Origin of the sequence: Methylobacterium soli, assembly GCF_008806385.1 — a bacterium.
Classification (GTDB): Bacteria; Pseudomonadota; Alphaproteobacteria; order Rhizobiales; family Beijerinckiaceae; genus Methylobacterium; species Methylobacterium soli.
In genome coordinates, this window is the sequence record NZ_VZZK01000009.1 from 37,951 (window position 1) to 64,386 (window position 26,436).

General features: G+C 68.6%; 26 protein-coding genes and 1 pseudogene. 18 read left to right on the forward strand and 9 right to left on the reverse strand.

The window, feature by feature from the left end:
* Positions 1-4: 4 nt before the first annotated feature.
* The 4 genes from F6X53_RS32325 to F6X53_RS10610 all read right to left on the reverse strand — a co-directional run bounded on the left by F6X53_RS32325 (position 5) and on the right by F6X53_RS10610 (position 3,286).
* Positions 5-145, reverse strand: a complete 141-nt coding sequence (locus F6X53_RS32325) for a hypothetical protein (protein WP_191970787.1) — start codon at positions 143-145, stop codon at positions 5-7.
* A 14-nt stretch (positions 146-159) separates the two neighbouring features.
* Complete coding sequence (msuE, locus tag F6X53_RS10600) at positions 160-726, reverse strand: FMN reductase (protein WP_150999999.1); 567 nt, start codon at positions 724-726, stop codon at positions 160-162.
* Positions 727-1,249: 523 nt separating this feature from the next.
* Positions 1,250-2,293 carry an LLM class flavin-dependent oxidoreductase gene (locus F6X53_RS10605; RefSeq protein WP_151000000.1) on the reverse strand — a complete coding sequence of 348 codons (1,044 nt, stop codon included), beginning with the start codon at positions 2,291-2,293 and terminating at the stop codon, positions 1,250-1,252.
* Positions 2,294-2,299: 6 nt separating this feature from the next.
* Positions 2,300-3,286: an aliphatic sulfonate ABC transporter substrate-binding protein gene (locus tag F6X53_RS10610; RefSeq protein WP_151000001.1), complete on the reverse strand. Its 987-nt coding sequence runs from the start codon at positions 3,284-3,286 to the stop codon at positions 2,300-2,302.
* A 436-nt stretch (positions 3,287-3,722) separates the two neighbouring features.
* Here F6X53_RS10610 and F6X53_RS10615 point away from each other — a divergent pair, with 436 nt between their 5' ends.
* From F6X53_RS10615 to F6X53_RS10660, 11 genes are all read left to right on the forward strand, one after another.
* Complete coding sequence (locus tag F6X53_RS10615; RefSeq protein WP_151000002.1) at positions 3,723-5,006, forward strand: acyl-CoA dehydrogenase family protein; 1,284 nt, start codon at positions 3,723-3,725, stop codon at positions 5,004-5,006.
* 133 nt (positions 5,007-5,139) lie between these two features.
* Entirely contained in the window at positions 5,140-5,940 is an 801-nt protein-coding gene (locus tag F6X53_RS10620; protein ID WP_151000003.1) for a MetQ/NlpA family ABC transporter substrate-binding protein, read from the forward strand.
* The gene (locus F6X53_RS10625; protein ID WP_191970803.1) at positions 5,940-7,073 is read left to right on the forward strand and encodes a methionine ABC transporter ATP-binding protein; all 1,134 of its coding nucleotides are present in this window, start codon (positions 5,940-5,942) and stop codon (positions 7,071-7,073) included. The genes F6X53_RS10620 and F6X53_RS10625 overlap by 1 nt, the downstream gene beginning before the upstream one ends.
* Positions 7,054-7,707: a methionine ABC transporter permease gene (locus F6X53_RS10630; protein ID WP_151000004.1), complete on the forward strand. Its 654-nt coding sequence runs from the start codon at positions 7,054-7,056 to the stop codon at positions 7,705-7,707. Before F6X53_RS10625 ends, F6X53_RS10630 begins: the two co-directional genes overlap by 20 nt.
* Before the next feature lie 23 nt (positions 7,708-7,730).
* Entirely contained in the window at positions 7,731-9,113 is a 1,383-nt protein-coding gene (locus F6X53_RS10635) for an LLM class flavin-dependent oxidoreductase (RefSeq protein ID WP_151000005.1), read from the forward strand.
* A gap of 539 nt (positions 9,114-9,652) precedes the next feature.
* Complete coding sequence (locus F6X53_RS10640) at positions 9,653-10,966, forward strand: vanadium-dependent haloperoxidase (protein ID WP_191970788.1); 1,314 nt, start codon at positions 9,653-9,655, stop codon at positions 10,964-10,966.
* Between the two features lie 209 nt (positions 10,967-11,175).
* Positions 11,176-11,403, forward strand: a complete 228-nt coding sequence (locus F6X53_RS10645; protein ID WP_151000007.1) for a hypothetical protein — start codon at positions 11,176-11,178, stop codon at positions 11,401-11,403.
* Between the two features lie 234 nt (positions 11,404-11,637).
* Positions 11,638-12,153, forward strand: a complete 516-nt coding sequence (locus tag F6X53_RS10650) for a DUF2243 domain-containing protein (protein WP_151000008.1) — start codon at positions 11,638-11,640, stop codon at positions 12,151-12,153.
* The gene (locus F6X53_RS32330) at positions 12,150-12,317 is read left to right on the forward strand and encodes a hypothetical protein (RefSeq protein WP_191970806.1); all 168 of its coding nucleotides are present in this window, start codon (positions 12,150-12,152) and stop codon (positions 12,315-12,317) included. The genes F6X53_RS10650 and F6X53_RS32330 overlap by 4 nt, the downstream gene beginning before the upstream one ends.
* A 243-nt stretch (positions 12,318-12,560) precedes the next feature.
* Positions 12,561-13,787 (forward strand): PQQ-dependent sugar dehydrogenase, encoded by a 1,227-nt coding sequence (locus F6X53_RS10655; RefSeq protein ID WP_373875994.1) that lies wholly within the window; start codon positions 12,561-12,563, stop codon positions 13,785-13,787.
* A gap of 66 nt (positions 13,788-13,853) precedes the next feature.
* On the forward strand, positions 13,854-14,411 hold the full coding sequence (locus F6X53_RS10660) for a c-type cytochrome (RefSeq protein WP_151000009.1): 558 nt from the start codon (positions 13,854-13,856) through the stop codon (positions 14,409-14,411).
* Between the two features lie 252 nt (positions 14,412-14,663).
* Here the strand turns inward: F6X53_RS10660 and F6X53_RS10665 are convergent, their stop codons facing one another.
* A complete protein-coding gene (locus F6X53_RS10665; protein ID WP_151000010.1) occupies positions 14,664-14,945 on the reverse strand; it encodes a hypothetical protein in 282 nt (93 codons plus the stop codon).
* A gap of 343 nt (positions 14,946-15,288) precedes the next feature.
* Between F6X53_RS10665 and F6X53_RS10670 the strand changes: the two genes are divergently transcribed.
* From F6X53_RS10670 to F6X53_RS10690, 5 genes are all read left to right on the forward strand, one after another.
* Complete coding sequence (locus F6X53_RS10670) at positions 15,289-16,239, forward strand: metallophosphoesterase family protein (RefSeq protein WP_151000011.1); 951 nt, start codon at positions 15,289-15,291, stop codon at positions 16,237-16,239.
* A 33-nt stretch (positions 16,240-16,272) separates the two neighbouring features.
* Positions 16,273-16,653 (forward strand): cupredoxin domain-containing protein, encoded by a 381-nt coding sequence (locus F6X53_RS10675; protein ID WP_151000012.1) that lies wholly within the window; start codon positions 16,273-16,275, stop codon positions 16,651-16,653.
* A 281-nt stretch (positions 16,654-16,934) separates the two neighbouring features.
* Entirely contained in the window at positions 16,935-17,462 is a 528-nt protein-coding gene (locus tag F6X53_RS10680; RefSeq protein ID WP_373876014.1) for a sigma-70 family RNA polymerase sigma factor, read from the forward strand.
* Positions 17,459-18,280, forward strand: a complete 822-nt coding sequence (locus tag F6X53_RS10685; protein ID WP_151000013.1) for a zf-HC2 domain-containing protein — start codon at positions 17,459-17,461, stop codon at positions 18,278-18,280. The genes F6X53_RS10680 and F6X53_RS10685 overlap by 4 nt, the downstream gene beginning before the upstream one ends.
* 295 nt (positions 18,281-18,575) lie before the next feature.
* Entirely contained in the window at positions 18,576-19,064 is a 489-nt protein-coding gene (locus F6X53_RS10690; RefSeq protein ID WP_151000014.1) for a lipocalin-like domain-containing protein, read from the forward strand.
* A 94-nt stretch (positions 19,065-19,158) separates the two neighbouring features.
* Here F6X53_RS10690 and F6X53_RS10695 read toward each other — a convergent pair whose 3' ends face one another.
* From F6X53_RS10695 to F6X53_RS10710, 4 genes are all read right to left on the reverse strand, one after another.
* Complete coding sequence (locus tag F6X53_RS10695) at positions 19,159-19,356, reverse strand: hypothetical protein (RefSeq protein WP_151000015.1); 198 nt, start codon at positions 19,354-19,356, stop codon at positions 19,159-19,161.
* Positions 19,357-19,764: 408 nt separating this feature from the next.
* Positions 19,765-21,456, reverse strand: a complete 1,692-nt coding sequence (locus F6X53_RS10700) for an arylsulfatase (protein WP_151000016.1) — start codon at positions 21,454-21,456, stop codon at positions 19,765-19,767.
* Between the two features lie 59 nt (positions 21,457-21,515).
* Complete coding sequence (locus tag F6X53_RS10705; RefSeq protein WP_151000017.1) at positions 21,516-21,803, reverse strand: hypothetical protein; 288 nt, start codon at positions 21,801-21,803, stop codon at positions 21,516-21,518.
* A 294-nt stretch (positions 21,804-22,097) separates the two neighbouring features.
* A complete protein-coding gene (locus tag F6X53_RS10710; protein WP_151000018.1) occupies positions 22,098-23,516 on the reverse strand; it encodes a TAXI family TRAP transporter solute-binding subunit in 1,419 nt (472 codons plus the stop codon).
* A gap of 634 nt (positions 23,517-24,150) precedes the next feature.
* On the opposite strand from F6X53_RS10710, the gene F6X53_RS10715 reads away from it, so the two are divergent.
* On the forward strand, positions 24,151-25,002 hold the full coding sequence (locus tag F6X53_RS10715) for a S1 family peptidase (RefSeq protein WP_191970790.1): 852 nt from the start codon (positions 24,151-24,153) through the stop codon (positions 25,000-25,002).
* Between the two features lie 514 nt (positions 25,003-25,516).
* A pseudogene (locus F6X53_RS10720) lies at positions 25,517-26,386 on the forward strand (sulfatase-like hydrolase/transferase); the annotation flags it as partial.
* Positions 26,387-26,436 lie beyond the last annotated feature (50 nt).

Here is a 26,436-nt window from a genome sequence, read left to right on the forward strand (position 1 = left end):
GATCTCACCCGTTGCTTGGGCCGCCCGGAGGCGTCCAGACGCTGTCGGCGTGCTGCCGCTCCGCCGTGACCTCGGGGGCCATCAGGGCGATCGTGCAGGGGATGCGCCCGGGCGCGCAGGTGCGCGCGAGGCGTCGCGTGGGCATGCCGAATCCCTCCGTCAGCGCGCCGCCGCGAGGCGTGACTCGCGCCGCCCCTGAGCGAGGTCGAGCAGCAGGCCGAGTTCGGCGGCAGCGGCCGCGACACGCGCCCGCACGACGGGATCGACGATCACGCCGTCGACGATCTCACGCTCGCCCGCGTAGACCGCGGTGGGCGCCGTCTGGGCCGCGAAGAAGCCGAAGAGAGGCCGCAGCGCGTGCTCGACCACGAGGGCATGGCGCGCGCCGCCGCCGGTCGCGGTCAGGACGACCGGCTTGCCGGCCAGGTGCTCCGGCTCGACGAAGTCGAAGACGTGCTTGAACAGGCCCGTATAGGCGCCCTTGTAGACGGGCGAGCCGACGATCAGCGCGTCGGCCGTCTCGATCGCCTCGATGATCCGGGCAGCCGGAAGCGGCAGGACCCGCCGCTCGGCGGCGCCGATGCCCGGCCCGGCATCCACGAGGTCGAGGCTCAGGATCTCGACCGGACGCAGCCGCGTGAGCTCGCCGGCCACCGCCTCGACGAGCACGCGCGTGCGGGAGGGGCGGCGGGTGTTGCCGGAAAAGGCGACGACGCGCAGCGGCATCACAACGCTCCTGCGCGGGGGAAGAGATCGATCGTCGAAACTGTCACGTCGCAGGCACCTGATCGTGTTGAAGCAAAGAGTGCCGGCGGGCCGATCGCACGCAGGCAGATTGCAGATTTCGTGGTCAAATCATCGCCGAATCGCCAGAAAAATTCTGCGATTTTGCTCGAATTATGCCCCGAATGGGCCGCGTTAGATGAAGTATCTATTATCTCTATACGTAAGCGCGTAAGTCAATCGCTGGTTATTTCCTTTTTCTCCCCGCATTAAGCAGAAACTTTCCGAAACCGCTCCTCTCGGGAGGCGATCTTGTTCGATGGGGCAGCCCCCACGCTCCGGTTCGTCGGCGCGTGGGTTCGATCGGGCCGCGTGACGGTGCCCGTCCGACCGAGGGCGGCCTGGGAGCCGTTTCGCTCGGCACCCGGCTGAGCGCTGGCTCGCCCGCAGGCGCCAGGCCGGCGGGAGAGGCCCGAAGGCAGCAGCGGGCGAGGTCGCGCTGGAGCATGCGCGCATCGCCTCGTCCTCAGCGGAGGCGGGGCAGGACAGAATCCGCGAAGCGGCGCATCTCCGCCTCGAAGGGCTGGAATTGCAGCATGAAGAGTTCGATGCCGGCCTCGTGGAAGGCGCGGATGCGGTCCGCCACAGCGTCGTAGCTGCCGACGAGCCCGGCTGCCGTCCCCCCGTTGGTGCCGATATGGCGCGAGGCGGCCGCGTCGGTCTTGGCAAACATCACGCTCGCGGCGTCCGTGCGGGCGCGGGTATCGGCGCGCAAATGCGCGTCGCGCTGAGCCAGCGCGAGGAGCCGCGCATGCTCGGCTTGCGCCTGCGCGTCGGTGTCCCGCGCGATCACGAAGGCCGCGAGGCCGTAGCGCAGCGGCCCGTTCGCGGCCGGGCGCCGGTCGACGTCGCTGATCAGCGCCTTCACGGCGCCGAGGGGCTGGCCATTGATGAACCAGACGTCGGCGTGGTCCGCCGCCAGCGCCCGGGCGGGCTCCGACTCGCCCCCGAGATAGATCCTGGGCCGCGGGCGGTAGGTGCCGGCTGGGCGAAGCTGGTAATCCTCGACCTGGAAGTGGCGGCCCTCGAAGCGCACGCGCTCGCCCCGCATCAGCCGGTCGACGAGGCCAATCCACTCGCGGCCATAGGCGTAGCGGTCATCGTGGGGCGGGAAGGGGAGGCCGGCCCGCTCGAACTCGGCCCGGTTCCAGGCATTCACGAGGTTCAGGGCGAAGCGGCCTCGGGCGATGTGCTCGATCTGCAGCGCCATCTTGGCGAGGACCACCGGGTGATAGAGGCCCGGCTTGACCGCCGCGATGATCTCGATGCGCCGGGTCAGCGCGGCGAGCGCGGCGGCCGAGGTCCAGGCCTCGAGCTGGTCGCGGGCGTCGTCGTAGGGGTTGGCCGTGTGCTGGGCGACGAGCACGGAATCGAAGCCGAGGGCCTCGGCCTCGAGCACGAGGGCGCGGTTGCGCTCCCAGCTGGCATCGTCCGGCTCGTCGGGATCGTGGTGGGCGGCGCGCGCGCCGTGCACGGCGGCCCAGATGCCGAAACGAGGGGCGTCGCTCATCGGCGCTCAGCCCTTCACGGCCGGCGGTTGCCAGATCTGGACCGCGCTGGCGTCGATCCGGCGGGGAATGAGCTTGGCCTCGAGAAACACGTCCGCGATGTCCTGCTGCTCGCCGAGCAAGGCGCGCTCCACCGGCTCGACCGCGTAGGTGCGGCGGGCATTGGCCGCCGCCACCACGGCGGGCGGCAGGTCGCCCCAGACGGGCGCAAGCAGCGCCACGGCCGCGTCCGGGTTCGCCTTCACCCAGCGGCCCGCCTCGACCAGCGCTGCGTAGACCGCGCCGACCACCTCGGGGTGCTCAGCGAGAAAGCGGTCGTTGGCGAGGTAGTAGCGGTGATAGCTCGTGAGCCCGGTGCCGTCGGCGACGATGCGCACCGGGCGCTTGGCCTCGGCGAAGGCGAGGAACGGGTCCCAGATCGACCAGGCGTCGATACTGCCCTTCTCGAAGGCCGCCGCGCCCTCCGGCGCCTGCAGGTAGGCCGGCTTGATGTCGGCGAAGCTCAGGCCGGCCCGCTTCAGCGCGGCGGCCAGCACGTAGTGGCTGCCCGAGCCACGCGACACGCCGACCGTGCGGCCCTTCAGGTCCGCCACCGTGCGGATCGGGGAATCGGCCGGCACGATGATGGCCTCGGCGGACGGGGCGCCGCGCTCGCGGGCGTAGAAGGTCAGCGGAGCGCCCGCCGATTGCGTGAAGATCGGCACCGCGTCGGCCACGTCCGCGTGGATGTCGACGGCCCCCGCGGTCATCGGCTCGATCACGCTCGTGAAGAGGTGCCAGGACGGCGTGAAGCCGAGCGGCGCGAGGCGCTCCGCCAGCGTGCCCTGCACCTTGAGCACGGTGAACAGCACCGAGGAGCGCTGCATGCTGATCCTCACCACGCGCTCGGCGGCGTGCAGAGCGGGCATGCCGAGGGCGGAGGCCGCCGCCGCGCCGAGGCCGGCGCGCAGAACCGTGCGGCGTGAGGTCGAGAGCCTGCGCGAGGCGTCGGTCATTGATGTCTCCAGATCGGGATCCGGCCGGGCAGGTTGCTGGATTCTGCTCAGCCTTTTCTAAGGAAAACCGAGAGACTTCTTCGGATCAACGGAATGTGTTTGCGATTTTACGCTTGGCTCTGGACGCTCGTTCTCTGTGCGGGCGCTCCGAGGAGAACAACCTGCCTTTCGGCCACCGGATGCGATCCGATCCGGCATCTCCCGGCATTGCGCGACATGCATTCCGAGCGGGCGAGGCTTCGGAAAGGAAATTCTCGTCGAGGAAGCCAAGACGATCAAATACAACTCCCGCATCGCTCAGATAAGAAATCAAATTTTATTGCGGTTCTGGCCTGAAGCAGCGATACATCCAGCTTCGGGATCAACGGAATGCCCCGCGATGCAGGGTGGCGCCCGTCTCCCGAGCCACCGCGAACCAGGATGGGATGCCGAAGCGATGTCGCAGACGGATGCGGGCTGGGGTGCCGGACCGAGCGGGCGCTACGAGGAACTGGCCGACCGCTTCCGGCCGGTCTTCGCGGAGATCCGCGCCACGGCGGTGGAGCGCGATCGCACGCACGGATTGCCGCATGCTGAGATCGGCTGGCTACGCGAGGCCAATTTCACGACCCTGCGCCTCGATCCCGCGGCCGGCGGCCACGGCGCGACCCTGCCGGAATTGTTCAACCTGCTGATCGAGCTGTCGCAGGCCGATTCCAACGTCACCAACGCCCTGCGGGCCCATTTCGGCTTCACCGAGGACGTGCTCTGCTCGTCCTCGCCCGCGTGGCGCGCCCTCTGGATCGAGCGGATCGGTCAGGGCAAGACGGTCGGTAGCGGCGTGTCCGAGACGGGGCCGGCCAAGGTCGGCCAGTTCGACACGGTGGTGCGCCGCCGCGGGCCCGAGTGCGTGGTGGAGGGCCGGAAGTTCTACACCACGGGCTCGCTGTTCGCGGACTACATCCATCTCTCGGCGCAGGACGAGGACGGGCAGCCGGTTGTCGCCGCCGTGCCGACCGGGGCGCCCGGCGTCGCGATCGTGGATGATTGGGACGGGTTCGGCCAGGCCCTCACCGCGAGCGGCACCGCGCGGTTCGAGGGCGTCGTGCTGGCGCCCGACCTGATCAAGCCGGATCCGGCGCGCTTCCCCTACGCGATGGGCTTCTTTCAGCTCGTGCATCTGGCGACGCTTGCGGGTATCGGCCGGGCGGCGGCCGAGGACGTGGCCCGCCTCGTGGCCGAGCGCACCCGCGTCTACAGCCACGGCAATGCCGCCCGCACGGCCGACGACCCGCAGGTCCAGGCCGTGGTCGGGCGCGTGCGCGGCAACGCCTACGCGGCGGGCGCCGTGGTGCTGAAGGCGGCCGACGCCCTGCAGCGCGCCTACGAGGCGCACGGCGCGCAAGCGCTCGCTTCCCAGGCCGGCTCGGCGCAGGAGCGCGCGTCGCCGGGCCAGCACCAGGCCAGCTTCGCGGCGGTCGAGCGTGCCACCGCGCTCGCCGATGTCGAGGTCAACCAGGCGGTGACGGTGGTGACGAACCTCGTCCTGGAGGCGACGACCGGCCTGTTCGACGCGCTCGGCGCCTCCGCGGTGAAGGAAGGGCTCGGGCTCGATCGCTACTGGCGCAACGCCCGCACCATCGCGTCGCACAACCCGCGGATCTACCGCGACCGCATCGTCGGGGCCTTCGCGGTCAACGGCAGCGAGCCGCCGCGCCAGTACCGCGTCGGCACGGCCTGACCGGGAGGCGCGCCCGCCGCCTGTTGCCCGCCCCGATACGTGCCGACCCGGATCGAGACTGTCCACGCCCGGAACACCAAGTCCCAATTCCTCCCCGGCTCCGCGGAGCCGCCAGACGACAGAGCCCCCCACGATGAGAGTCCTGAGACTGATCGCCGTTGCCGCCTTCACCCTCGGCGCGATGGCGGCCCGCGCGGAGAGCCTGAAGGTCGGCGTCGTACCGGGCGCCTACGCGGATGCCGTCAACGCCGTGGTGGGCGAGGCCAAGGCGAAGGGCCTCGACGTGAAGGTCATCGAGTTCAGCGACTGGACGACGCCGAACGTCGCGCTCGATGCCGGCGATATCGACGTGAACTTCTTCCAGCACCGGCCCTTCATGGAGAACACCGAGAAGCAGAAGGGCTACGATTTCGAGATCGTCGGCCTCGGGATCCTGCAGAACCTCGGCATCTACTCCCTGAAGCACAAGAGCCTCGACCGGGTTCCGGTCGGGGGCACCGTCGCGATCGCCAACGATCCGGTGAACCAGGGCCGCGGCCTGCTGCTGCTTCAGAAGGCCGGCCTGATCCGGCTCAAGGACGGCGTGGGCTTCCTCGGCACCCTCGACGACATCACCCAGAACCCCAAGCAGCTGAAATTCACCGAGGTCGAGGGGCCGCAGCTCGCCCGCATCACCGGCGACGTCGATCTCGCGCAGGGCTATCCGCACTTCATCGTCGCGGCCGGCACCTTCGACCCGACCAGCGGCCTCGTCTATTCCGGCATCGAGGACAAGCTCTTCGCGGTGAGCTTCGTCACGAAGGCGGCGCGCAAGGACGACCCGACGATCCGGAAATTCGTGGAGATCTTCCAGGGATCCGAGGCCGTGAAGGCGCAGATCCACAAATCCTTCGCCAACAGCGACAAGCTCTACGTGCTGGCATGGCTGAACTGATGGCGGGCCTGGCCTTCGACACGATCCGCGGGCCCGTGCGCTGGGTCGCGAGGGGCGCGGCCGCGACCGCCGGACCCGCCGCGCGGATCGCGACCGAGAAGCGGGCCGCCGGCACGGTCTCGTTCGAGGGCGTCTCGAAGACCTACCGTTCCGCTTCCGGCGCGGTTCAGGCACTCGATCGCATCGATCTCGAGGTCCCCGCCGGAACGATCTTCGGGATCATCGGCCGCTCGGGTGCGGGCAAGTCGAGCCTGCTGCGAACGGTCAACCGGCTCGAGGACCCGACCTCCGGCCGGGTGCTGGTCGACGGCGAGCCGATCGCGGAACTGGACATGGCCGGGCTCGTGGCGCTGCGCCGCCGCATCGGCATGATCTTCCAGCACTTCAACCTGCTCTCGGCCAAGACCGTGCGCCAGAACGTGGCATTGCCCCTCGTGGTCGCCGGCGTGCCGAGGGCGGAGATCGGCACCCGTGTGGACGAGGTGCTCCGGTTGGTCGGCCTCGAGGACAAGGCGGAGACCTATCCCTCACGGTTGTCCGGCGGACAGAAGCAGCGGGTGGGCATCGCGCGGGCCCTCGTCAGCAACCCGGAGATCCTGCTCTGCGACGAGGCGACCTCCGCCCTCGACCCGGAGACGACCCTCGCGATCCTGCGCCTCCTGCGCGACATCAACCGGCGCCTCGGGATCACCATCATCCTGATCACGCACGAGATGAGCGTGATCCGCGAGGTCTGCAGCAACGTCGTGGTCCTGGAGCAGGGCCGGATCGCCGAGACCGGGCCGGTCTGGCGCGTCTTCGGGAGCCCGGAACATCCCGCGACCCGGGCGCTGCTCGAACCGCTGATCCGCGGCCTGCCCGCGGATCTGAGCGCGCGGCTGCAGCCGCATCCCGCGCCGGGCGCGACGGCGGTGCTGCGGATCACCTTCTCCGGACAGAGCACCCCCGATCTCGCGAGCCTGGCTGCGGCCGCGCCCGTGCGGCTGCTCCAGGCGGGCATCGAGCAGATCCAGGGCCATGCCGTCGGCCGGATGCTGGTCGCCGTCGGCGATGCGGGCCCGGACGCTGAGGCGCGGCTGCGGGCGCTCGGGGGAGAGATTGAGAGGATCGGCTATGTCGCCGCAGATGATTGACCGCGTCTGGCAGGCGCTCCTCGACACGCTGTTCATGGTCGGCGTCTCGGCCGGGATCGCGGTGCTGGCCGGAATCCCGCTCGCGCTCTTCCTCGTCACCTCGGGGCCTCACGGCATCTTCCCGGCGCCGAGGGCGCACAAGCTGGTCGGCACGCTCGTCAACGGCTTCCGCGCCGTGCCCTTCATCGTGCTGCTCGTCGCCCTCATCCCGTTCACCCGGCTGGTGGCGGGCACCACCATCGGCGTCTGGGCGGCCATCGTGCCGCTCTCGGTCAGCGCCACCCCGTTCTTCGCCCGGATCGCCGAGGTCTCCTTGCGGGAGGTGGATGCGGGGCTGATCGAGGCGGCCCAGTCGATCGGCTGCCGCCGTCGGCACATCCTCCTCCACGTGCTGCTGCCGGAAGCGCTCCCGGGGATCGTCGGCGGGTTCACCATCACGGTCGTCTCGATGATCGGCGCCTCCGCCATGGCCGGGGCGGTCGGCGCCGGCGGCCTCGGAGACGTCGCCATCCGCTACGGCTACCAGCGCTTCGACACCACCGTGATGACGGCGGTCATCGCGATCCTGATCGCGCTGGTCTGCCTCGTGCAGTTCGTGGGCGACGCCGCGATGCGCCGGCTGAGAGCACGCTGATGGTCGCGACAGGGACATCCCGGATGTCGGCCGGTAAGCAGATCCGTCTGAACGCGTTCAACATGAACTGCGTCGGCCACATCAACCACGGACTCTGGACCCATCCTCGAGACCGGTCGGCGGATTACAACACGCTCGATTACTGGATCGAGCAGGCCAAGCTTCTGGAGCGCGGCCTGTTCGACGGGCTCTTCATCGCCGACATCATCGGCGTCTACGACATTTACGGCGGCGGCATCGATGTGACCGCCCGGGAGGCCGTGCAGCTTCCCGTCAACGAGCCGACCCTGCTCGTCCCCGCCATGGCGGCGGCCACCCAGCATCTGGGCTTCGGCGTCACGGTCAATGTCCACAACGAGGCGCCCTACACCTTCGCCCGGCGCCTCTCGACCCTCGACCACCTGACGCGGGGCCGGATCGGCTGGAACATCGTCACCGGCTATCTCGACAGCGCCCATCGCGGGCAGAGCGGCGGCAGCCTGCCCGCGCACGACCGGCGCTACGACTATGCCGAAGAGTACCTCGATGTCCTCTACAAGCTCTGGGAGGGAAGCTGGGACGACGGCGCCGTGCAGCGTGACCGCGCGGCGCGGGCCTTCGCGGATCCCAGCCGCATCCGTCCGGTGTCGCATCGCGGCGAATTTTTCGAGGTCGAGGCCTACCACCTGTCCGAGCCCTCGATCCAGCGCACGCCGGTGCTCTACCAGGCCGGGGCCTCGGGCCGCGGCCGGGCCTTCGCCGGGCGCCACGCCGAATGCGTGTTCATCGCCGCCCGCGACCGGGCGGCGGCCCGCGAGGCGAGCCGCGCCATCCGCGCCGAGGCGGTGAAGGCCGGACGGGCGCCCGACGACGTGAAGATCTTCGTTGGCGTCGCGGTGATCCCGGGGCGCAGCCGGGCGGAGGCGGAGGAGAAGCGCGCCGAGTACCTGCGCCATGCCAGCCCGGAGGCGGGCCTTGCACATTTCTCCGCCTCCACCGGCATCGACTTCGCCCGCTTCGGCCTCGACGAGCCGATCCCCTATGGCCAGAGCAACGCCATTCAATCGGCCACCGCGGCGGCGGCCCGCCGCCACCTGACGAAGCGCGACCTGCTCGGGGAGCTGGCGCTTGGCGGGCGCTACTCCGTACTCGCGGGCGACGCGGTCGCGATCGCCGACGAGCTGGAGGCCTGGATCGAGGAGGGCGAGATCGATGGGTTCAACCTCAGCCGCATCGTCGTCCCGGAGAGCTTCGCCGATTTCATCGACATCGTGATCCCCGAGCTCCAGGATCGCGGAATCTACAAGACCGCCTACGCGGACGGATCGCTGCGGGCGAAGCTCTTCGGCCAGGGCGACAGATTGCCGTCCCGCCACGCCGCCCACGCCGTTCGTGCAGGCTCAAGCCCCTTGGCCCGCGTGGTCTGACGAGGCCGCCCCGGCGGAGGGCGGCCTCTCGCTCCGTCCCGGGACAGGCGATGCTGGCGAAGGCCGAAGGCGGAGGCAGGACCGCCGGGGCGTGTCGCCGCCCAGGCCCGCTGCGAGGACGTCGCCGGCCCGTCGCGGCGGGCCCGCCGATTGTCGGCTGACGGCGCGATCCGGGTCCGAGACCTGGGCCGAACGCTGTTCGTTGCGCCCGCTTGCCCCCGCATCCGTCGCGCTGGCCTGCAGGATCTGACCTGCTGGACGGTTCCGGCTGCCAGAGGACGGACGATATACCAAAAATGAAGATATCGTACATCGAGGGCCGTTCGAAGCTGAAGATTTGCCTTAGGCAACGTTTGTTAGTTTGATCCATAGTAAATCATGCTAACCCGCAGAGTAGTTGAACCGATCCGTGCGCCCCTGCTCGCCGACATTCTTCGCGGCGGCGCTGCGTTGCTCTTGTGCGCTCTCACTCCGGGGAGGGGTTGATGGAGGAGGTTCTTTGGAGCCTTCGCGGCGGGTCATTGTCTCGCGACGACGATGTGTCCCCGATCCGCGACGATGCGATCGCGTGGAGCCACGGAAAGTCCCATTGGGACCCGCCACCCACCGTCGATCTCCACCCCAATCCCGACTTCGACAACGCCGTGCTCGACTGGAATCAGATCGCCCTCGACGCGATCCGATACTACTCGATCACCGAACCCCCCGAAGATGTCGGCTACGTGTCGCGTGCCCTGGCGATCCAGAGCATCGCCATGTTCGATACGCTCCAGGCGATCGGGGACCAGCCCGGCTTCCTCGTGACCCGCGATGCGCCGAACGGCATCAACGCCGACGCCGCGGTGATCGCGGCCGGGTACGAAACTCTGGTCAAGCTGTTTCCGAACTACAAGTTCGCCCTCGACCGGGCCTACGAGAAAGCGCTCGACCAGGTTCACGATGGACCGGCGGAAGACCACGGCGTCGCGTTCGGCACGAAGGTCGCGGACGCCGTGATCGAGGCCCGCGCAGATGACGGCTCGGACCCCTACGGCCACCTCGAACGGGTGGCCGGCTACGAGCCCGGTCAGTATCGGCCGACGCCGCCGGATTTCCTGGAGGCGATCCAACCCAATTGGGGCTCGGTGCGGCCGTTCGTGCTGACGAGCGGGGACCAGTTCCGGCCACCACCGCCGCCGGACCTGACCAGCCAGCAATACACCAAGGACTACACCGAGGTGAAGGCGTACGGAGAGCGCGACTCGGACGTACGGACGCCCGAACAGACCCTGAGCGCGCTCTGGTGGTCGAACGACGAGAACACCTACACGCGGGTCGGCCAGTGGAGCGACATTGCCGACCACCTTCTCGCGGAACAAGGGCGAACCCCGCTCGAGAGCGCCTATCTGCTGACCGAGCTGAATGTCGGCCTCGCGGACGCGATCATCGCCTGCTGGGACGCCAAGTACACCTACGATTTCTGGCGGCCCGTGACGGCGATCCGCGAGGCTGGTCAGGACGCAAACCCGGCGACGCGACCGGATTCGGATTGGTTGCCGCTCCTGCCGACCACGCCGGACCATCCCGAGTACACGTCCGGCCACTCGATCATCGGCTCCCTGGCCAACCAGGTGATGACCGACTTCTTCGGCCCGATCCCGTTCTCGGCAACGAGCGAGACCGTGCCGGATGTGGTCCTGACCTTCCCGAACTTCGCGGCGGCGGCCATCGACGAGGCGGCGAGCCGCATCTACGCGGGCGTTCACTTCCGCACCTCGACCGAGGCCGGGCTGCTGATGGGCGAACAGGTCGGCGGTGTCGTGCTGAACGCGTTCGAGACGTTCGAGCCGAACCATGGCGGGCTTCTGATCTGAGCGGCCGAACGATGCGGCGCCGCGCGGCCCCGGCCCAAGCCGCGGGGGGATGACGCGCGCCGCGTTCGGTGAAGGCCATGAACGTCTTGCATCATTGAATTCATCAATATCAGCTATCGATGGCATCTGTTTGAACGATGGACCATGGTGCTGCATATCCCTCTCACGAAACAGGGCAGAGGCCCTGAAACACCAGAGGGATCAGCACCATGACCGTTCGTACGCTCGTTCTTGCCGCTGTCGCCTCCGTCACCCTGGCGGGCACCGCGCTGGCGGATGACCGCCTCAACCTCACGCCGCCGCTCTACCGTGAGCAGGCCCGCGCCACGGCCGCCCTGCGCCCGGCTTCCGAGCTGACGACCACGCCCTCCGTGACCGCCCGCGCTCCCGCGGCCCGGCGCGTCGTTGCCGAGGCTGCCGACACCGCGGCCCACTAAGCTGCCGGCGAGCTCCGACACCCGCACCCACGATCGCCCCGGCCTCGCGCCGGGGCTTTTCTTCACCCTTCAGCGTCTTCACCCTTCAGCGTCTTGGCCCGCCAGCGTCTTGGCCCGTTCAGCCTCTGATCGCCCCCGCATCGGCGGAACCGATGGCCGAACAAGCAGGATGACAGGCTGAACGAAGAGGATGGGGCCTTGCGGATTCGGCGGGCTCATGGCCGCGAGGACAGGATGGCACCGGAGACCCGTGATCGCGCGTTCCCTCTGAGTGCGGGCATCCTGTTCGGCCTCGGCCTGGGCGGCTTCTTCGACGGCATCGTCCTGCATCAGGTGCTTCAATGGCACCACATGCTGAGCAGCTGGTATCCGATCAACTCGGTTCCCAACCTGGAACTCAATACGCTGTGGGACGGCCTGTTTCACGCCACCACCTACGTGTTCGTCGTCATCGGCCTGTTCATCCTCTGGCGCAGCGCGCATCGTCGCCACCTGTCCTGGTCGAACAAGCTTCTGGCCGGCACGCTCCTGACCGGCTGGGGATTGTTCAACCTGGTCGAGGGGCTGATCGACCACCAGATCCTCGGCCTGCACCACGTCAACGAGCGCGTCTCGCGGGAGCAGTGGATTCTCTGGGACCTTGGCTTTCTGGCCTGGGGCCTCGTCATGCTGGTCGGCGGCCTGCTGCTGGTCAGGGCCGGGCGCGCGGAAGAGGCCTCCGGGCAGGCAGACCGGGCCTTGATCCGGTGACGGTCAGCGGTGCCAGGATCCGGGCCCGCATCAAGCCGAGCCTGCCTTGGCTCATCCTGGCCGGTGCCCTGGTGCTGGCCACGATGCCGGCCTGGCGCCCGCTTGCCTTCGGGGTCACGCCGACCCTCGATGATCTCCTGAACCTGCGCTGCCCGCCCCCGTGAGGGGCGTGGGGGCAGGAGCCCGGCCGTTCTGACCCGCGTCGTCGGCCGTGACGTGCCGGCCCCGAGTGAGGCCTGCTCATGCTGACGAGCCGGGCACAATCGTCACACAATCGCAGAGCGCCAGTGACCGGCTGTGCTACAGCTCGCTTCAGACGGGCCGGGAAAGGTCCTCGATGGTGCGATCACAGCACCGATTGGGAGAAGAGCAGGATGCGCCAGAATTCCCTCAAGCAAGCATGCTCGATGACGACCGCACTTGCCTTGATCCTCATGGCCGGAGCTGTGTGCGCCAAGCCAGTTCCCGCTCAGAAGCCTGGCGAGCCGCCCGTCGTCACCAACAACGTTGACCGACCCGAGACCAGCGACGAAGCCGTCCTCGCCCTGAAGTCGATGACGATGCCGATCACGGCGACCCCGCTCGACAAGCTGCCCCTCGACAAGTTCCACCTGCCCGACGGGTTCAAGCTCGAGGTCTACGCCTCCGGCCTCGCCAATGGCCGCTCGCTCCAGCTCGGTGACAAGGGCACGCTCTTCGTCGGCTCCCGCATCGCCGGCCGCGTCTACGCGGTGACCAATCAGGACGGCAAGCGCGCGGTGAAGATCATCGCGAAGGGCCTGCACCGCCCGAACGGCGTCGCCTTCCACGATGGCACCCTCTACGTGGCGGAGATCTCCAAGATCTCGAAATACCCCGACATCGAGGCCCATCTCGATCAGCCGCCGGCTCCGGTCACGATCTACGACGATCTGCCGAAGGACGAGGCGCATGGCTGGAAGTTCATCAAGGTCGGACCCGACAACAAGCTCTACGTGCCGATCGGCGCACCGGGCAACAACCTGATCCCGCCCGAGACCCACGCGCAGATCCGGCGGATGGACCTCGACGGCAAGAATGTCGAGATCGTCGCCCGCGGCGTGCGCAACACCGTCGGCTTCGACTGGAACCCGGCGACGAAGCTCCTGACCTTCACCGACAACGGTCGCGATTGGGTCTCCGAGGAGCTGCCGAACGATGAGCTCAATGTCCTGACGAAGCCGGGTCAGGAGCATTTCGGCTACCCGTTCTGCCACCAGGGCAACCTGCCCGATCCCGAATACGGCTGGGGCAAGTCCTGCGCCGACTACACGGCGCCGGTCGGCCTGCTGGGGGCGCACACGGCGGCGCTCGGCATGCGCTTCTACACCGGCACGCAATTCCCGGCGCAGTACCAGGGCGGCATCTTCATCGCCCAGCACGGTTCCTGGAACAAGACCCAGAAGACCGGCGGTCAGGTCGTGTTCGCCAAGCTCGGGTCCGACGGGAAGGTGACGTCGGTCGAGCCCTTCCTCACCGGTTTCCTGGAGAACAACGAGCTCATCGGCCGGCCCGTCGACGTCCAGGTCACGCCGGACGGCGCGCTCCTGGTCTCGGACGATCTCAACGGCGCAATCTACCGTATCAGCTACGACGCCAAGCACGCGGCGAAGTAAGCTTTCCGCGGGCCGGGGCCATCGGGTCCCGGCCTGTCTCCCGCGTTTCCCTCCCGACGGCATTCCATGCGCATCCCTCTCGCCCTCGCGGTCGCGACCGTTCTGACCGGCCCTGTCCTCGCGGCCGGCCCCTCGATCGAGGGCTGCACCGCCTGTCACGGCGCCGGCACGTCGCAGACCGAAGGCATCCCCTCCCTCGGCGGCATGCCCGCCCTCTACGTCACGAACCAGCTGTTCATGTTCCGCGAGGGCCAGCGCAAGGCCGACCCGATGAACAGCCTCGCCGAACCCATGAGCGATGAGGATCTCCAGGCCTACGGCGCCGCGATCGCGACCCTGCCGGCGCCCACGTATCAAGGTCCGGCGGCGGATGCCGAGCGCGTCGCCCGGGCCAATGCCGCGATCGCGAAGCATCGCTGCGCCTCCTGTCACGGGGCGCAACTGGGCGGTGACAAGGGCGTGCCGCGCATCCGCGGCCAGCGCGAGGAATACCTCGTGACAGCGCTGACCACGTACAAGACCAGCGAGCGCGCCGGCTTCGACCCGCAAATGAACGAGGTTGCCGGAGAGCTCAGCCCGAACGAGATCGCCGACCTGGCCTACGCGATCGCGCGCAAGCCGTAGCACCACGCGTCATCCCGAAAAGGCCGGAGCCCGCGCGCATCGACCGATCGGCCGCAGGATCGTGCGGGCGCTCGCGCCAGCCTCGGCGGAGAGGCCGATTGCTGCAGCGGAATGGTCCGGAGCTTGACGATGGAAGCTCCGGCGCGCCGTGCCGGGCAGCGGCCCCGGCCGGCAGCGCACCCAAGGCGACGCCTCGCTTGCGTGGGGCCGGGATGCCCGCACCGCTGCGCAGCGGACGGCATCGGCGTTCGGTCACGCAACGAAGCGTGCGAGCCGCTCGGCTTCCGCCCGCCACGCATCCCGCTCCTGCTCGACCTCATCGAGGCGAGCCCGCAGGTCCGGCAGGGCCGCGACGTTCAGCACGATCCGCTCCGCCTCATCCCGCGACATCGCGGCGCCCGCTGAGCGGCATCCTGCACCGGCAGCGAAGTAGACGAAGGCCAGCGGCAGAGCCGCGGCATCCTCAACGCGGAACGCTCCCTCGAATTCGACGACGCGCCAGGGCGCGAAGAAGCGGCGGGGCTCATGCATCATGCGGCGGATCCATGCCTCGGAGCGGCAAGCTCCCGAGCGCTGCGGTCAGGGAAGGCGGCCCCGATGAAGGCCCCGCCGGTACAGGTCCTGGAAGAGCCGGCGGGGCCAACCCGCCAAGCGTGGGGGCCGCGGCGGGTGCCATCAAAGTCGGCGCGAAGGGTGAACGAGTCCTTACCGGCCCGGGGCGCGTACGGCCGCGCACGCCCGTTCGCAGGGCGCCTCGTCGCGGGCTCGGTCACGGCGCGGTCGGCGCGACATGTGACGGCTCCCGGGAATAAACGGCGCCAGCCGACGATCAGGATCCGCAGGGACGTCCATGTCCCGCAGAGGCGGAGCCAGTCCGATGCAGGATCCCGAGAGCCATCACCCGCCAGGAACGCTCAGCCGGCGCGGCGCCCTGGAATGCATGACCTGGGCGGGCACCGGCCTGCTCTGGTCGCTCGGAGGCGGCCTGCCGCGTGCCGTGGGATTGACCCGGGCGCTCGCCGCCGAGGAGCCGCCCGCCCCCTTCACCTTCCTGCAGATCAGCGACAGCCATGTGGGCTTCAACAAGCCCGCCAATCCCGACGCATCGGGCACGCTGCGCGAGGCGGTGGCCATGATCCGGCAGCTCCCGGAGAAGCCGGCCTTCATCATCCACACCGGCGATATCAGCCATCTCTCGAAGGAGCAGGAGTTCGACGATGCCGACCAGATCCTCCGCGACACCGGCGTGCCCCTGTTCTTCGTGCCGGGCGAGCACGACCTGCTCGACGACGATCAAGGCCGCTCCTACCGCGACCGCTTCGGCCGGGGAACGCGCGGGGCCGGCTGGTACAGCTTCGACCGCGAGGGCGTCCACTTCATCGGCCTCGTCAACGTCGTCGACCTGAAGGCCGGCGGCCTCGGCAATCTCGGAACCGATCAGCTCGCCTGGCTGGAGCGGGACGTGGCGGGGCTCTCCGCGAGCACGCCCGTCGTCGTCTTCGCCCATATCCCGCTCTGGACGGTGTACCCGGAATGGGGCTGGGGGACGCAGGACGGAGCGCGGGTGCTGGCCTGCCTCAGACGCTTCGGCTCCGTCACCGTGCTCAACGGGCACATCCACCAGATCATCCAGAAGGTGGAGGGCAATGTCTCCTTCCACACGGCCCGGTCGACGGCCTTCCCGCAGCCGGCGCCCGGCACGGCCTCCTCGCCGGGACCGATGAAGGTCCCGGCCGGTGAGCTGCGCAAGGTGCTCGGCATCACGCGCCTCAACCTCATCCACGGACGCGAGCCCCTGGCGATCATCGACACCCCGCTCGCCGGCTGAGCCGGTCCACCCTCCTCGTATCGGGACCGTTCCATGCCCTCACCGCACACCTTGCCGCGCCGTTTCCGTCCCTGGCTCGTCGCCGCCGTCAGCGTGCCGATCCTGGCACTGGCAGCAGGACGCGGGGCGCCGGCCTCCGAGCGGACCGGTACCGATCCGGTCATCATCCGCATCGACAACTTCACCTTCGGTCCGGAGACCCTTACGGTCGCGCCGGGGACGACCGTGACCTGGGTCAACGGCGACGACATCCCGCATACGGTGGTGGCGCAGAACAAGCTCTTCCGTTCGAGGACGCTCGACACGGATGACCGCTACAGCTTCACCTTCGAAGCCCCGGGCGAATACGCTTACTTCTGCTCCCTGCACCCGCACATGACCGGGACGGTCGTGGTGAGGCGGCCGACGAACTGACCCGGTCGAGCGACGCGAGAGGCGACGATGCGCGCGGGAGGCGGCTCATGACGACGGCCAGGCTCAGCGTTGCCGGAACGTGGCCGATGGCGCTCCCTGCCAGTCGCCTCCACGCCTGGATCGCGGCGGCCCGCGCGCATCTCACGGATCCGCGACGCGGGTTCGTGGCGGCCTCGGTCCGGTCCGAACCGCTGCGCCCCGCCACCGAGGCGGGGCGGGGCCGCGACCCGCGATCGCTCGGCGCTCCCGCGCCTTCGCAGGTCGGCACCTCGTTCCACGCCATCGTGCTCCCGCATCTCGACGCGGCCTACAACCTCGCGCGCTTCCTCACCAGGGACGCGGACGCCGCGGACGACATCGTGCAGGACGCCTTCCTGCGCGCCTTCCGGGCCTTCGACGGGTTCCGCGGCGGTGACCCGCGGGCCTGGCTCCTCGCGATCGTGCGAAACTGCGCGCGAGGCTGGGCGAACGAGCGCGCCAGGGTCCGGGCCATCTCGGAGCCCCTCGCGGCCGCGCCGGCTGAACGGGATCCGGAGGCCGAGGCGGCCGAGCTTTCGGATCCCGACCAGGACACGCCGGAGACCGTGCTCCTGCGCGACAGCGAGGCCGGCCTGATCCGCCGCCTGATCGAGGCGTTGCCGGAGGCCTTCCGGGAGGTCCTCGTGCTGCGCGAGTTCGACGACCTGTCCTACCGGCAGATCGCGGAGATCACCGCGACCCCGATCGGCACCGTGATGTCGCGTCTTGCCCGGGCGCGACAGATGCTGGGCGCGGCCTGGCGCTGCCAGGATGATGGGGGCCGGCCATGATCGGCGAACCTGCCGGGTCCTGCGGGCAGGAGGCCACGTCGCTGAACGCGCTCCTCGACGGAGAGCTCGACGCGGCCAACAGCCTGCGCTGCGAGACCCATGTCGCGCAATGTCCGGCCTGCGCCGCCGAGCTCGAACGCCTGCGCGCGCTGCGCGCGCGCCTCGCCCGCGACGGGATCGCCTGGCGCGCGCCCGCCGCTTTGCGCGCGCGGATCCTCACCACCCTCGCGGAAGAAGCAGGACGGGCTGCGCGCGACGGGAACGCCACCCCGGCGCAGACGCAGGCTCCGGACCGATGGGCCGCGCGCCTGCGCGCCGCGGCGACGCGATGGGGCGGCGTGCCGGCAGGCCTCGCGCTCGCCGCGAGCCTCGCCCTCGCCGTCCTGGTCACGCGGCCCGACGAGGGGCCGGACCTGTCGAGCCAGCTCGTCTCAGGGCACGTGCGCTCCCTTCTGGCGAGCCACCTGACCGATGTCCCGAGCTCCGACCAGCACACGGTGAAGCCGTGGTTCTCCGGAAGGACCGACTTCTCGCCCCCGGTCGTCGACCTCGACGCCCGGGGGTTCACCCTGGTCGGCGGGCGCCTCGACTACATCGAGAACCGGGTCGTGGCGGCGCTGGTCTACCGGCGGCGCAAGCACGTGATCAATCTGTTCCTGTGGCCGTCCGACGGACGGAGGCCGAGGGCGTCCGCCAGGGAGGGCTACAACATCCTGGGCTGGCAGCAGGCCGGGCTGTCCTACTGGGCCGTCTCCGATCTCAATGCGGTCGAGCTCAAGGAATTCCAGGACGACTTTGCCGAGGGCGCCCCGCGCTGAGATCTCCCGTGAGACTGGCTCCGGCGCGGGCGCCGCCTCGTCACGGCTCGCCCAGGACGACGCGTCGAGCTTAGGGAGCGCGTCACATCACAGACCGAGCACACACCGGTCCCGTTGCGTGGTGACCCGTTCGACGTCAATCCGCCAATGATCGCACAAAATCTCCGAAGCTTTCATCGTCGTCAGGTGCATTGCGGTCCGATCTGCAGGTCTTGTCCAACGGCGAAACCACAGTTTATAAATCGATGGTGATTTGGCGTAAGGAGCCAAGTAGTCACATTCGCGGGAGGGTGCGATGCGCAAAGCTGTGGTGCTGGCATTGGCATGCTTTGGTGTAAACACAGCCTACGCCCTGGAGGCTGAGGAAATACTGGGAACGTGGAAGCTGGTCAGCAGCACGCGGAAAATTCTCGAAACCAACGAGGAGTTCAACACCTACGGACCCCGCCCGGTTGGGTGGATAAATTATGGGCGAGACGGGCGGATGATGGCTCTGATTGTCAACGATGACCGCCCGAAGCCCGAAAGCATCGAGAAGATGACCGACCCAGATCGTGTCAAGCTGTTCAAGACGGTTCTGGCGTATAGTGGGACATACACGTTCGACGGCAAAAGCGTGACGCACAAAATCGACACGTCCTGGAACGAGGTTTGGACCGGAACTTCGCAAATTCGGGATGTTGAGCGGCAGGGCAACCGCTTGGTTTATAGAACGAGGCCGGCCCCATTCAGTGGCGACGGCAAAATGAGCGTTGTGACTTTGATCTGGGAGAAATCACCCTGAACGGGCACGACCGATCGGCGGTGTTCCATCGGGGCGGGGCAGGCCAGGAGGGGCCATTGCCGGCAGAGTCCAAGCATCACGGGCCGTCACGCGTTCAGACCTGGCAAAGGGCCGCGACGGCCTCTTTGCCCGCGTCGGTGATGACCAGCACGCTGCCGCCCGCGTCAAGCTTGGCATAGCCTCGCTCGCGAAGTTTGATCGAGGCCGCATCGTATATGGCACGCTGAGGCCCGAACTTATCGAGGATGCGCAGGATCCGGCACTCTTCGGTCGAAAGCGGATCAAGGCTCACACTGATCTCCACCGGTTGAAAACCGAGCATTGCCCAGGCCGGCGCATTCTGATCTCCTCCTGACGGGTCGGCACAGAGAGGCGTTTACACCGCACGAACCGTATCCCTGTCCATCTCCTCAGCCACCATTTCGGCATTGAGAGCCGTTCCGGATCGCATTGCAATCGGGAGCGGCTCTCCGTCGTTGATGTGATGCGCGCTCGCGCGCCGAAGCGGTCTCGGCTTCGGAGGCGAGCGCTCGGGGGGCCGGGCGTCGACAAGTTCGGACCGTGCGCGCCGAGGCCAGCGCGCAGGATCCGCAGGACGGGACCGGCGGTCAGGAGCCGCCGCAGCGGCCGGAGAGGCGTGACAGTCCGGGCTCCCGGCCAGGCGCCGGCGCCGCGCCAATCCGCAGGCGCGGCTGATTGTTCACTTGGCCATCGCGCTCCTGGCCGCCTGGATCTTCTCCTTCACCGCCTCGAGGTTGAAGCTCGCGCCCTTCTGCATCGGCGGGAACTCGATGGCGGTCCTGGCGAGCTTCTCCACCTCCTGCTGGACGAAGACGAAGCGCCAGAACTCGTAGAGGAACCAGCTCATGTAGTTCTGCGCCCCGCCCTTGGTGCCGTTGTCGGGCCAGCCGGTCCGCTCGAAGGGGTCGAGCCGCAGGTTGGTGATGTAGGGCACGTCGGGCTTGGTCTTATCGCCCAGCCATCCGGCCGGCTGGTCGATGAAGCGGTACTTGTAGTCGCCGATCCGAACGGCGCCCAATTCGCTCTCGCCGAAATACCAGATCTCCTTGCGCTTCGACGGGCCCTTGCCGGTGAGCATGTCGAGTTGGTTGTAGCCGTCGAGATGCACCTTGTAGGTCCGGTCGCCGATCGTCTTGCCCTTCTTCAGCGCCTCGCCGATATCCGGGTCGCCCGCCGCCGCGACGAGGGTCGCGAACCAGTCGAGGCCCGAGATGACGCCGTTCTCGACCTTGCCGGCCGGCACCTTGCCGGGCCAGCGGATCATCGCCGGGGCGCGGAAGCCCCCCTCCATGACCGTGCCCTTCGATTGCGCGAATGGGGTCTGCCCGCCATCCGGCCAGGTGAAGACCTCGGTGCCGTTGTCGGTGGTGAAGACCACGATGGTGTTGTCGTCGATCCCCAGATCCGTCAGCTTCCTCATCACCGCGCCGACGACGTCGTCGAGCTGCGCCATGCCAGCTTCCTGGATGCTCCAGCCGTTCTGGGAGTTGCGCATTCCCTGATATTTCGGCGACAGGTGCGTGGTGACGTGCATGCGGGTCGGGTTGAGCCAGAGGAAGAACGGCTTGCCGTCCGCCTTGGCCTTGTCGACGAAGCCGAGCGCCAGGTCGCGGATCTCCTCGTCCACGGTCTCCATCCGCTTCGGGTAGAGCGTGCCGGCATCCTCGATCCGCTGCTTGCCGACCTTGCCCCAGCGCGGGTCCTCGGTGGGATCGTCGACGCTCGTCGCCCAGGAATGAACCATGTTGCGCGGGCCAACCCGGTTCAGCAGATCCTGCGGGTAGGCGGGATGGGCCGGGTCCTCCATCGCGTCGAGGTGGTAGAGGTAGCCGAAGAACTCGTCGAAGCCGTGCACGGTCGGCAGGAACTCGTTCTTGTCGCCGAGGTGGTTCTTGCCGAACTGGCCGGTGGCGTAGCCCATGCCCTTCAGGGCGGTGGCGATCGTCACGGCCTCCGCCGGAATCCCGATGGGGGCCCCGGCCTGGCCCACGGTGGTCATGCCGGTCCGGATCGGCAGCTCCCCGGTGATGAAGGCGGCGCGGCCCGCCGTGCAGCTCGCCTCGGCGTAGTAGTCGGTGAACAGCATGCCCTCGGCGGCCAACCGGTCGAGGTTGGGCGTGCGTCCGGCCATCATGCCGCGATGATAGGCGCCGATGTTCCAGATGCCGATGTCGTCGCCCATGATCACGACGATGTTCGGCTTCTGCCCGGCGGGCGTCGGCTGCTGCTGGGCCTCCGCGGGGGTGGTCGCGGCGGCCGAGACCAGGGCGGAGGCCGCGAGGGCCGAGGTCCCCGTGAGAAGCATGGTGCGGCGGCTGAGGGTGCTTCCCGGACCCGCCTGGCCCGCCGCATGCGTGTCCTCGTGGCTCATGGTCAGCTCCTCTCCTGGACGATGCCGCCGAAGCCGAGACCTTCCGAAAGCGGGCTCGCTTACATTTGCAGGCATGTCAGCAAGGCGACGTAGCTCGGTGGCCCCCCGATGCTCGATTCCTGGACGCAGGCCTCGCGGCGTTGCGCGTTGAAGCCGGACCAGTGCTGCGCAAGCTGCTCGCGAGCCTGCGTTTCATCCCGGACGCAACTCCGGTCGGTGTTTCGGGCGCCGGCTTCCAGGCTCGGAGCCGCGCGGCACATCGCTTCGACGTCGTAACGTGGAAGCTCGCCGCCGAGAGCAGGCGTGATCGCCAGAGCAATGAACGCCAGACTTGCAGGGCGAATCATTTGGCCGCCTCCTGATGAGCGGGGCGCCTGGAGGGCTCTCGCCGAATGCGGGCGTCGTAATTATAGTGTATGACGCCTGCGAAATCTCGTCTGGTCTTGGGAGAGGATCAAGGTTGTTTTGACCGTACGCTGATGCCCGGCGCGCTTCGCCGGGAGTACTCTTCGAGACCCAACCTGCGCGCGCCGCACCCCTTCAGGTTCGGTGGAGCAGGTCCTATCGGGGCGATCACGACGGCCGGAGACCTGCTCGACCGGCAGGGTCGCTGCCTCATAGGGCCGCCTCATGGGGCCGTCTCATGGGGCCGCCGCTCGGGTCGGCATGGCCATGGGCCCGGTGCTCGGCCCCAGCCTTGGGCCGAGGGCCGACTTTCGGGCGTCGAGGGCGTGCCTTGCATGGGCGAGCGCCGTCGAGAACGCCGATAACCGCTCGGCGCCGACAGCCCCTGCCTGCCTGCCGAGCACGGATGAGGCGATCGCCTGGGTCTCGTGCTCCAGAGCCCCCAACGCGATCCACTCGGCGCCGGGCGCCTCGTCGGCGATCTCGACCAAGCGCTTGATCGGCCGCCAATCCTCGTCCGACCTCCGCCGGTTCCAGTAGCTCGAAACCAGGGCGAACAGGGATCCGGCGACGCTGATGCCGATCCCGATGACGTAGAAGTATTTCTGGAACTGGTCGAGGAAGCTCTGGTCACCCCCGCTGAGATAGGCCGCCACGCCGGGGTGAACCGGGAGAAGGGGACTCTTGTCGTCGGGGTCGGGCGCCTCGATCTGGTTGGCGAGCGGGGTCGCGGCCATCAGCTTCGCCTTCGTGGTCAGGATCGAGCGCGCGATGGCGGCCGCCACGACATTGCTCATCAGTTCCGAGGCGGCGAAGCGATAGGTGACGGCGAGTGTCGTGACGGTGTCGCTCGGCGTGGCTGGCCTGGCCCGGAACGCGCCGACAGGAACGTCGATGGATTCGAAGCCGGGGAAGCGCTTGCCGATGGTCTCCGCCTCGTCGATGGCCAGAATGCCGGGGGTCCCCTTCGTCGCGCGTGCGATGGCGGCCACGACATCGACCACCTCGCCCGGGGCCATCGGGCCGACCGCGAGCACCGCCGCGACCTTCTTCTGCTGGACGGCCTGCCCGAGCTCAGCGACGGGCAGGAAGACCCGACCGACGTCTTTCGCCGGGATGTCGAAGAAGCTGAGAAGCGTGTCGAGGGCCTGCGCATTGTTCGCCTGGACCGGCCCGGCCACGATCCCGACGGTCTTGCCCGCCAGCCCGGCGACGGAACCGACCTTGCTGTGGGGCGGCAGGACGAGGGCCACCACGTCCCGGCGCAGGATCACGATGGTCTGCCCGTTTGCCGGCGCCGCCGCATCGCTGCGCACGATGGCCAGATCCGTCCGGTCATCCTCCAGGGCCTTGGCGCTCGCGCCGAGGTCAGGAACCGGCACGAGGTCCAGGTGAACGCGGGGGTGCTGGATTGCCGACACGGACACGAAGGCCGCCATGAAGCGCTGCGCGGCACCGCCCTGTGGACCTGTGGTCACGCGCAGGTTGGCATGCGGCGACCAGACGTGAGCCAGCGCGAACCCGGCGGCGGCCAGCAGCAGCACTCCGACGATGGCGAGGAGGCGCCCCCATCGCCGCCGCGGCAGGCGCAGAACCGGACTTTCCGGGCGACCCGTCTCAGGACCGGGACCTGTGGCATCCGTGTCTCGCAACATCGGCGCGCTCCTGGCGCTTCTGCCCCACGATCATCTTGGCCTGTCGCGGGTCGATGCCGGCCTGGCGGGAAAGCGGACCTCCGGATCTGCGCCCGTTGCCGCCCTGCCGGCGACCCGAGCGACCTCTCCGGAGCGGTCGTTGCTGCAGCCCGGCTTACCGGCCTGTGATCCGCCGCGAGACGATCGAAAGCGTCACGCTCGGTCGGAATCTCTCGGCGCGCACTGCCTCAAATCAGGTTCTCAGCCTGTCGATGACGGCACATCTGTACCAGCTGCGGCTGCCGGAGCACACGGTTGGTCCTGATCCGACAATCGGTCCCCGCAATGCGCGAGGTGTCCGGGCATCCTGCCAGCGTCGTACCTGGCTGCCGAGCGCCGGTGTCCGCACGGGGACATATTGGCGGCTCGGAATCGGGCAGGCCGATCGGTCGGAGCGGACAGCAGGCCTGGGAGCGGGGCAGCCCGATAAGTGTCGGCACAGTCAAGATTTTCCCGTGCGAAGCGCCCGGTCGCACGGCCACTGCGCCAGGAACAACCGGCCTCCTCCGAGGGTTGAAATCGTACCTCCTGGTCCTGTGCGCGTCAGCGTCGTCCCGATGTTCCGCAGCTCCAGCAGCGGAAGATGGGGAAATGCATGGTCCCGCCATGGCAGGTCCGAGGAAAGCTGCGCGCCATCGGCCTGGCGCTGATCCCGATCCTGTTCAGTCTGCAAGGACTTCCCGCTCGCGCGGGATCGCCGGAGGGCGGAGGACCTTGCGTCGATCCCGCGGCATCCGCCCGGGCTGTCGTCAGCATCTTCTGGCGCTTCGGCGCGCCGCGCCGTGACGGGTGGGAGGAGATCGTCGGAGAACGGGCCACCGCCTGGTTCTACACGTCGCCCCGGCTCCTGGTGACCGCTGCCCATTTCGCGAATGAGCTGCCGACGGACGGATGGCAGGAGGCCGAGTTGCGCCAGGCTGTCCGTGAGGGAGAGCCGGAGGTCACGGCGCGGGTCAGGCTTCGCGTTGCCGTCAATGGCAGGCTGTCCGGCCGACGCGACGGCGGGGCAGGCCGGAATGCAGGCTTGGCGGACGATGTCGCGATCATCGAACTCCAGGAGCCCTTCCCGCACGCGACCGTGCTCGAGGTTCAGCCGAGACCGCCGGAGGAGGACGCGGCGGTGCTGGTCCTTGGCTATCCGGGGGGGCGGATGGAGGCTGCGCAGGGCATCGTCCGCAGGAACGGAGAGCTCGCCGCGCGGTATGCGGGTTTGGCTCTCTTCGAGGTGCAGGGCTCGAACCGCCTGCTGCTCGGGGGCGGCGCCTCCGGGGCGCCGGTGCTCGATTGCGGACAGGGGCGGGTCGTCGCGGTGCTCAACGGGCTCCTGACCGGTCCGGCCTTGCCATTCCTGCCGCCGGGCAGGGTGATTCCGACGCCCTGGGGCAGCCCGACCAACACTGCGGTCCCGGCTTCCGCCTTGGCCGCCATCCGGAACTGCATCCCCTGAGAGCTGCCGAGCCGGGGCAGGGCTCGGCCGGATCGGACGCTGTCCCGCTCGGGTTGAGGAGCGGCAGGCTGGCCCCGCCTTCGCCCGCATCTGGCGGACGCTCCGATGGGGATCCAGGTTCGGCAAAGGCGCGTCAACACAATCATCGGGAGCATGTCCCGACTGCATGTGTTCGAAGACGGATCCAGCATAAGGCATAGATGACACGCTCGGGCGCAGCGTCCTGAGTTTGATTCCCGGATGAACAGCCGAGCGCGGTCTCGCACAATAGCCGCGAATGCATGGCGCGATGCACGCATTTTCTGTAAGATGCGCGCCCGGGAGGACCCTTCAGTCCATAAGAGTAAAGCCGAACAGCAGTATCGGACTGGCGCCAAATTGGGGCTGGGCGTGTTCGGCCGACCCGACGCTGACAGCGTCACGGCTCCCGCGGGGCTGGTGCCCGTACGCTTGACGGGCGCGGACGAGGCCGCCGCCCGGAGCCGCGAGGCAGGAAACCTGAAGGAGCGCCGCCATGAGAACGAGCCGTTCTGCCTGGTTCGGCTTGGCCGCGTTATGCGCCGCTTCCACGGCGGCGCCGGCCTTCGCCCAAGCGCAGCCCCAACAGACGCCCAACATCCTCTTCATCATGGGCGACGATATCGGCCTGATGCAGCCGAGCATCTATCATCGCGGCTGGATGGTCGGGGAGACGCCCAACATCGACCGGATCGGGCAGGAGGGCGCGGTCTTCATGGACTACGTCGCCATGCAGAGCTGCACCTCCGGCCGCAACGCGTTCTTCACCGGCATGTACCCGCTGCGCACGGGCATGATCCCGCCGCAACTGCCGGGCAGCCCCTCCTACCTGCGCCCCGGCACACCGGCGCTCGCCAAGTTCCTGCGCGATCTCGGCTACAACACCGGCGAGTTCGGCAAGAACCACCTGGGCGACCACACCGAGTCGCTGCCGACGGCGCACGGCTTCCAGGAATACTGGGGCTATCTCTATCACCTCGACGCCATGCAGCAGGTGAGCTTCCCCGACATCAACAAGACCGCGACGGAGCAGGGCATCGCGCCGCCCTGCAGGAACACGCCGATCCCCGGCCTGCCCGAGGTGCCCGGCGCCGTCGACCGCAAGACGACGCGTTGCCTGACCCCCCCGCGTCCGGTTCTCGCGTGCAAGTCCTCGGACGGGACGGCCAAGAACCAGACCTGCACGGATGAAGGACCGCTGATGCTGGAGCGCTCCAGGACGGTGGACGAGGAAATCTCGGCCAAGGTCGTCGACTTCCTCGACCGCAACGATCCCAGGCGGACCAACAAGCCCTTCTTCGTCTGGTACAACCCGGCGCGCATGCATGTCGTGACGATCCATCCACTGGCGGGCAGGCCGCGGGGCGTCGGTTAGGCCGGGGCCCGCCGGTGAGGCGGTCGGGAGCTTCGCCGTCT

What these genes read in the sequence shown, in the direction of transcription:
- F6X53_RS10650 (WP_151000008.1), top strand. Translation starts at nt 11,638, where the DNA reads ATGGCACCGGAGACCCGTGATCGCGCGTTCCCTCTGAGTGCGGGCATC.
- F6X53_RS10620 (WP_151000003.1), top strand. Translation starts at nt 5,140, where the DNA reads ATGAGAGTCCTGAGACTGATCGCCGTTGCCGCCTTCACCCTCGGCGCG.
- F6X53_RS10615 (WP_151000002.1), top strand. Translation starts at nt 3,723, where the DNA reads ATGTCGCAGACGGATGCGGGCTGGGGTGCCGGACCGAGCGGGCGCTAC.
- F6X53_RS10705 (WP_151000017.1), bottom strand. Translation starts at nt 21,803, where the DNA reads ATGATTCGCCCTGCAAGTCTGGCGTTCATTGCTCTGGCGATCACGCCT.
- F6X53_RS10655 (WP_373875994.1), top strand. Translation starts at nt 12,561, where the DNA reads ATGACGACCGCACTTGCCTTGATCCTCATGGCCGGAGCTGTGTGCGCC.
- msuE (WP_150999999.1), bottom strand. Translation starts at nt 726, where the DNA reads ATGCCGCTGCGCGTCGTCGCCTTTTCCGGCAACACCCGCCGCCCCTCC.
- F6X53_RS10630 (WP_151000004.1), top strand. Translation starts at nt 7,054, where the DNA reads ATGTCGCCGCAGATGATTGACCGCGTCTGGCAGGCGCTCCTCGACACG.
- F6X53_RS10685 (WP_151000013.1), top strand. Translation starts at nt 17,459, where the DNA reads ATGATCGGCGAACCTGCCGGGTCCTGCGGGCAGGAGGCCACGTCGCTG.
- F6X53_RS10625 (WP_191970803.1), top strand. Translation starts at nt 5,940, where the DNA reads ATGGCGGGCCTGGCCTTCGACACGATCCGCGGGCCCGTGCGCTGGGTC.
- F6X53_RS10645 (WP_151000007.1), top strand. Translation starts at nt 11,176, where the DNA reads ATGACCGTTCGTACGCTCGTTCTTGCCGCTGTCGCCTCCGTCACCCTG.
- F6X53_RS10690 (WP_151000014.1), top strand. Translation starts at nt 18,576, where the DNA reads ATGCGCAAAGCTGTGGTGCTGGCATTGGCATGCTTTGGTGTAAACACA.
- F6X53_RS10660 (WP_151000009.1), top strand. Translation starts at nt 13,854, where the DNA reads ATGCGCATCCCTCTCGCCCTCGCGGTCGCGACCGTTCTGACCGGCCCT.
- F6X53_RS10635 (WP_151000005.1), top strand. Translation starts at nt 7,731, where the DNA reads ATGTCGGCCGGTAAGCAGATCCGTCTGAACGCGTTCAACATGAACTGC.
- F6X53_RS10700 (WP_151000016.1), bottom strand. Translation starts at nt 21,456, where the DNA reads ATGAGCCACGAGGACACGCATGCGGCGGGCCAGGCGGGTCCGGGAAGC.
- F6X53_RS10670 (WP_151000011.1), top strand. Translation starts at nt 15,289, where the DNA reads ATGCAGGATCCCGAGAGCCATCACCCGCCAGGAACGCTCAGCCGGCGC.
- F6X53_RS10675 (WP_151000012.1), top strand. Translation starts at nt 16,273, where the DNA reads ATGCCCTCACCGCACACCTTGCCGCGCCGTTTCCGTCCCTGGCTCGTC.
- F6X53_RS10715 (WP_191970790.1), top strand. Translation starts at nt 24,151, where the DNA reads ATGGTCCCGCCATGGCAGGTCCGAGGAAAGCTGCGCGCCATCGGCCTG.
- F6X53_RS10605 (WP_151000000.1), bottom strand. Translation starts at nt 2,293, where the DNA reads ATGAGCGACGCCCCTCGTTTCGGCATCTGGGCCGCCGTGCACGGCGCG.
- F6X53_RS32325 (WP_191970787.1), bottom strand. Translation starts at nt 145, where the DNA reads ATGCCCACGCGACGCCTCGCGCGCACCTGCGCGCCCGGGCGCATCCCC.
- F6X53_RS10665 (WP_151000010.1), bottom strand. Translation starts at nt 14,945, where the DNA reads ATGATGCATGAGCCCCGCCGCTTCTTCGCGCCCTGGCGCGTCGTCGAA.
- F6X53_RS10610 (WP_151000001.1), bottom strand. Translation starts at nt 3,286, where the DNA reads ATGACCGACGCCTCGCGCAGGCTCTCGACCTCACGCCGCACGGTTCTG.
- F6X53_RS10710 (WP_151000018.1), bottom strand. Translation starts at nt 23,516, where the DNA reads ATGTTGCGAGACACGGATGCCACAGGTCCCGGTCCTGAGACGGGTCGC.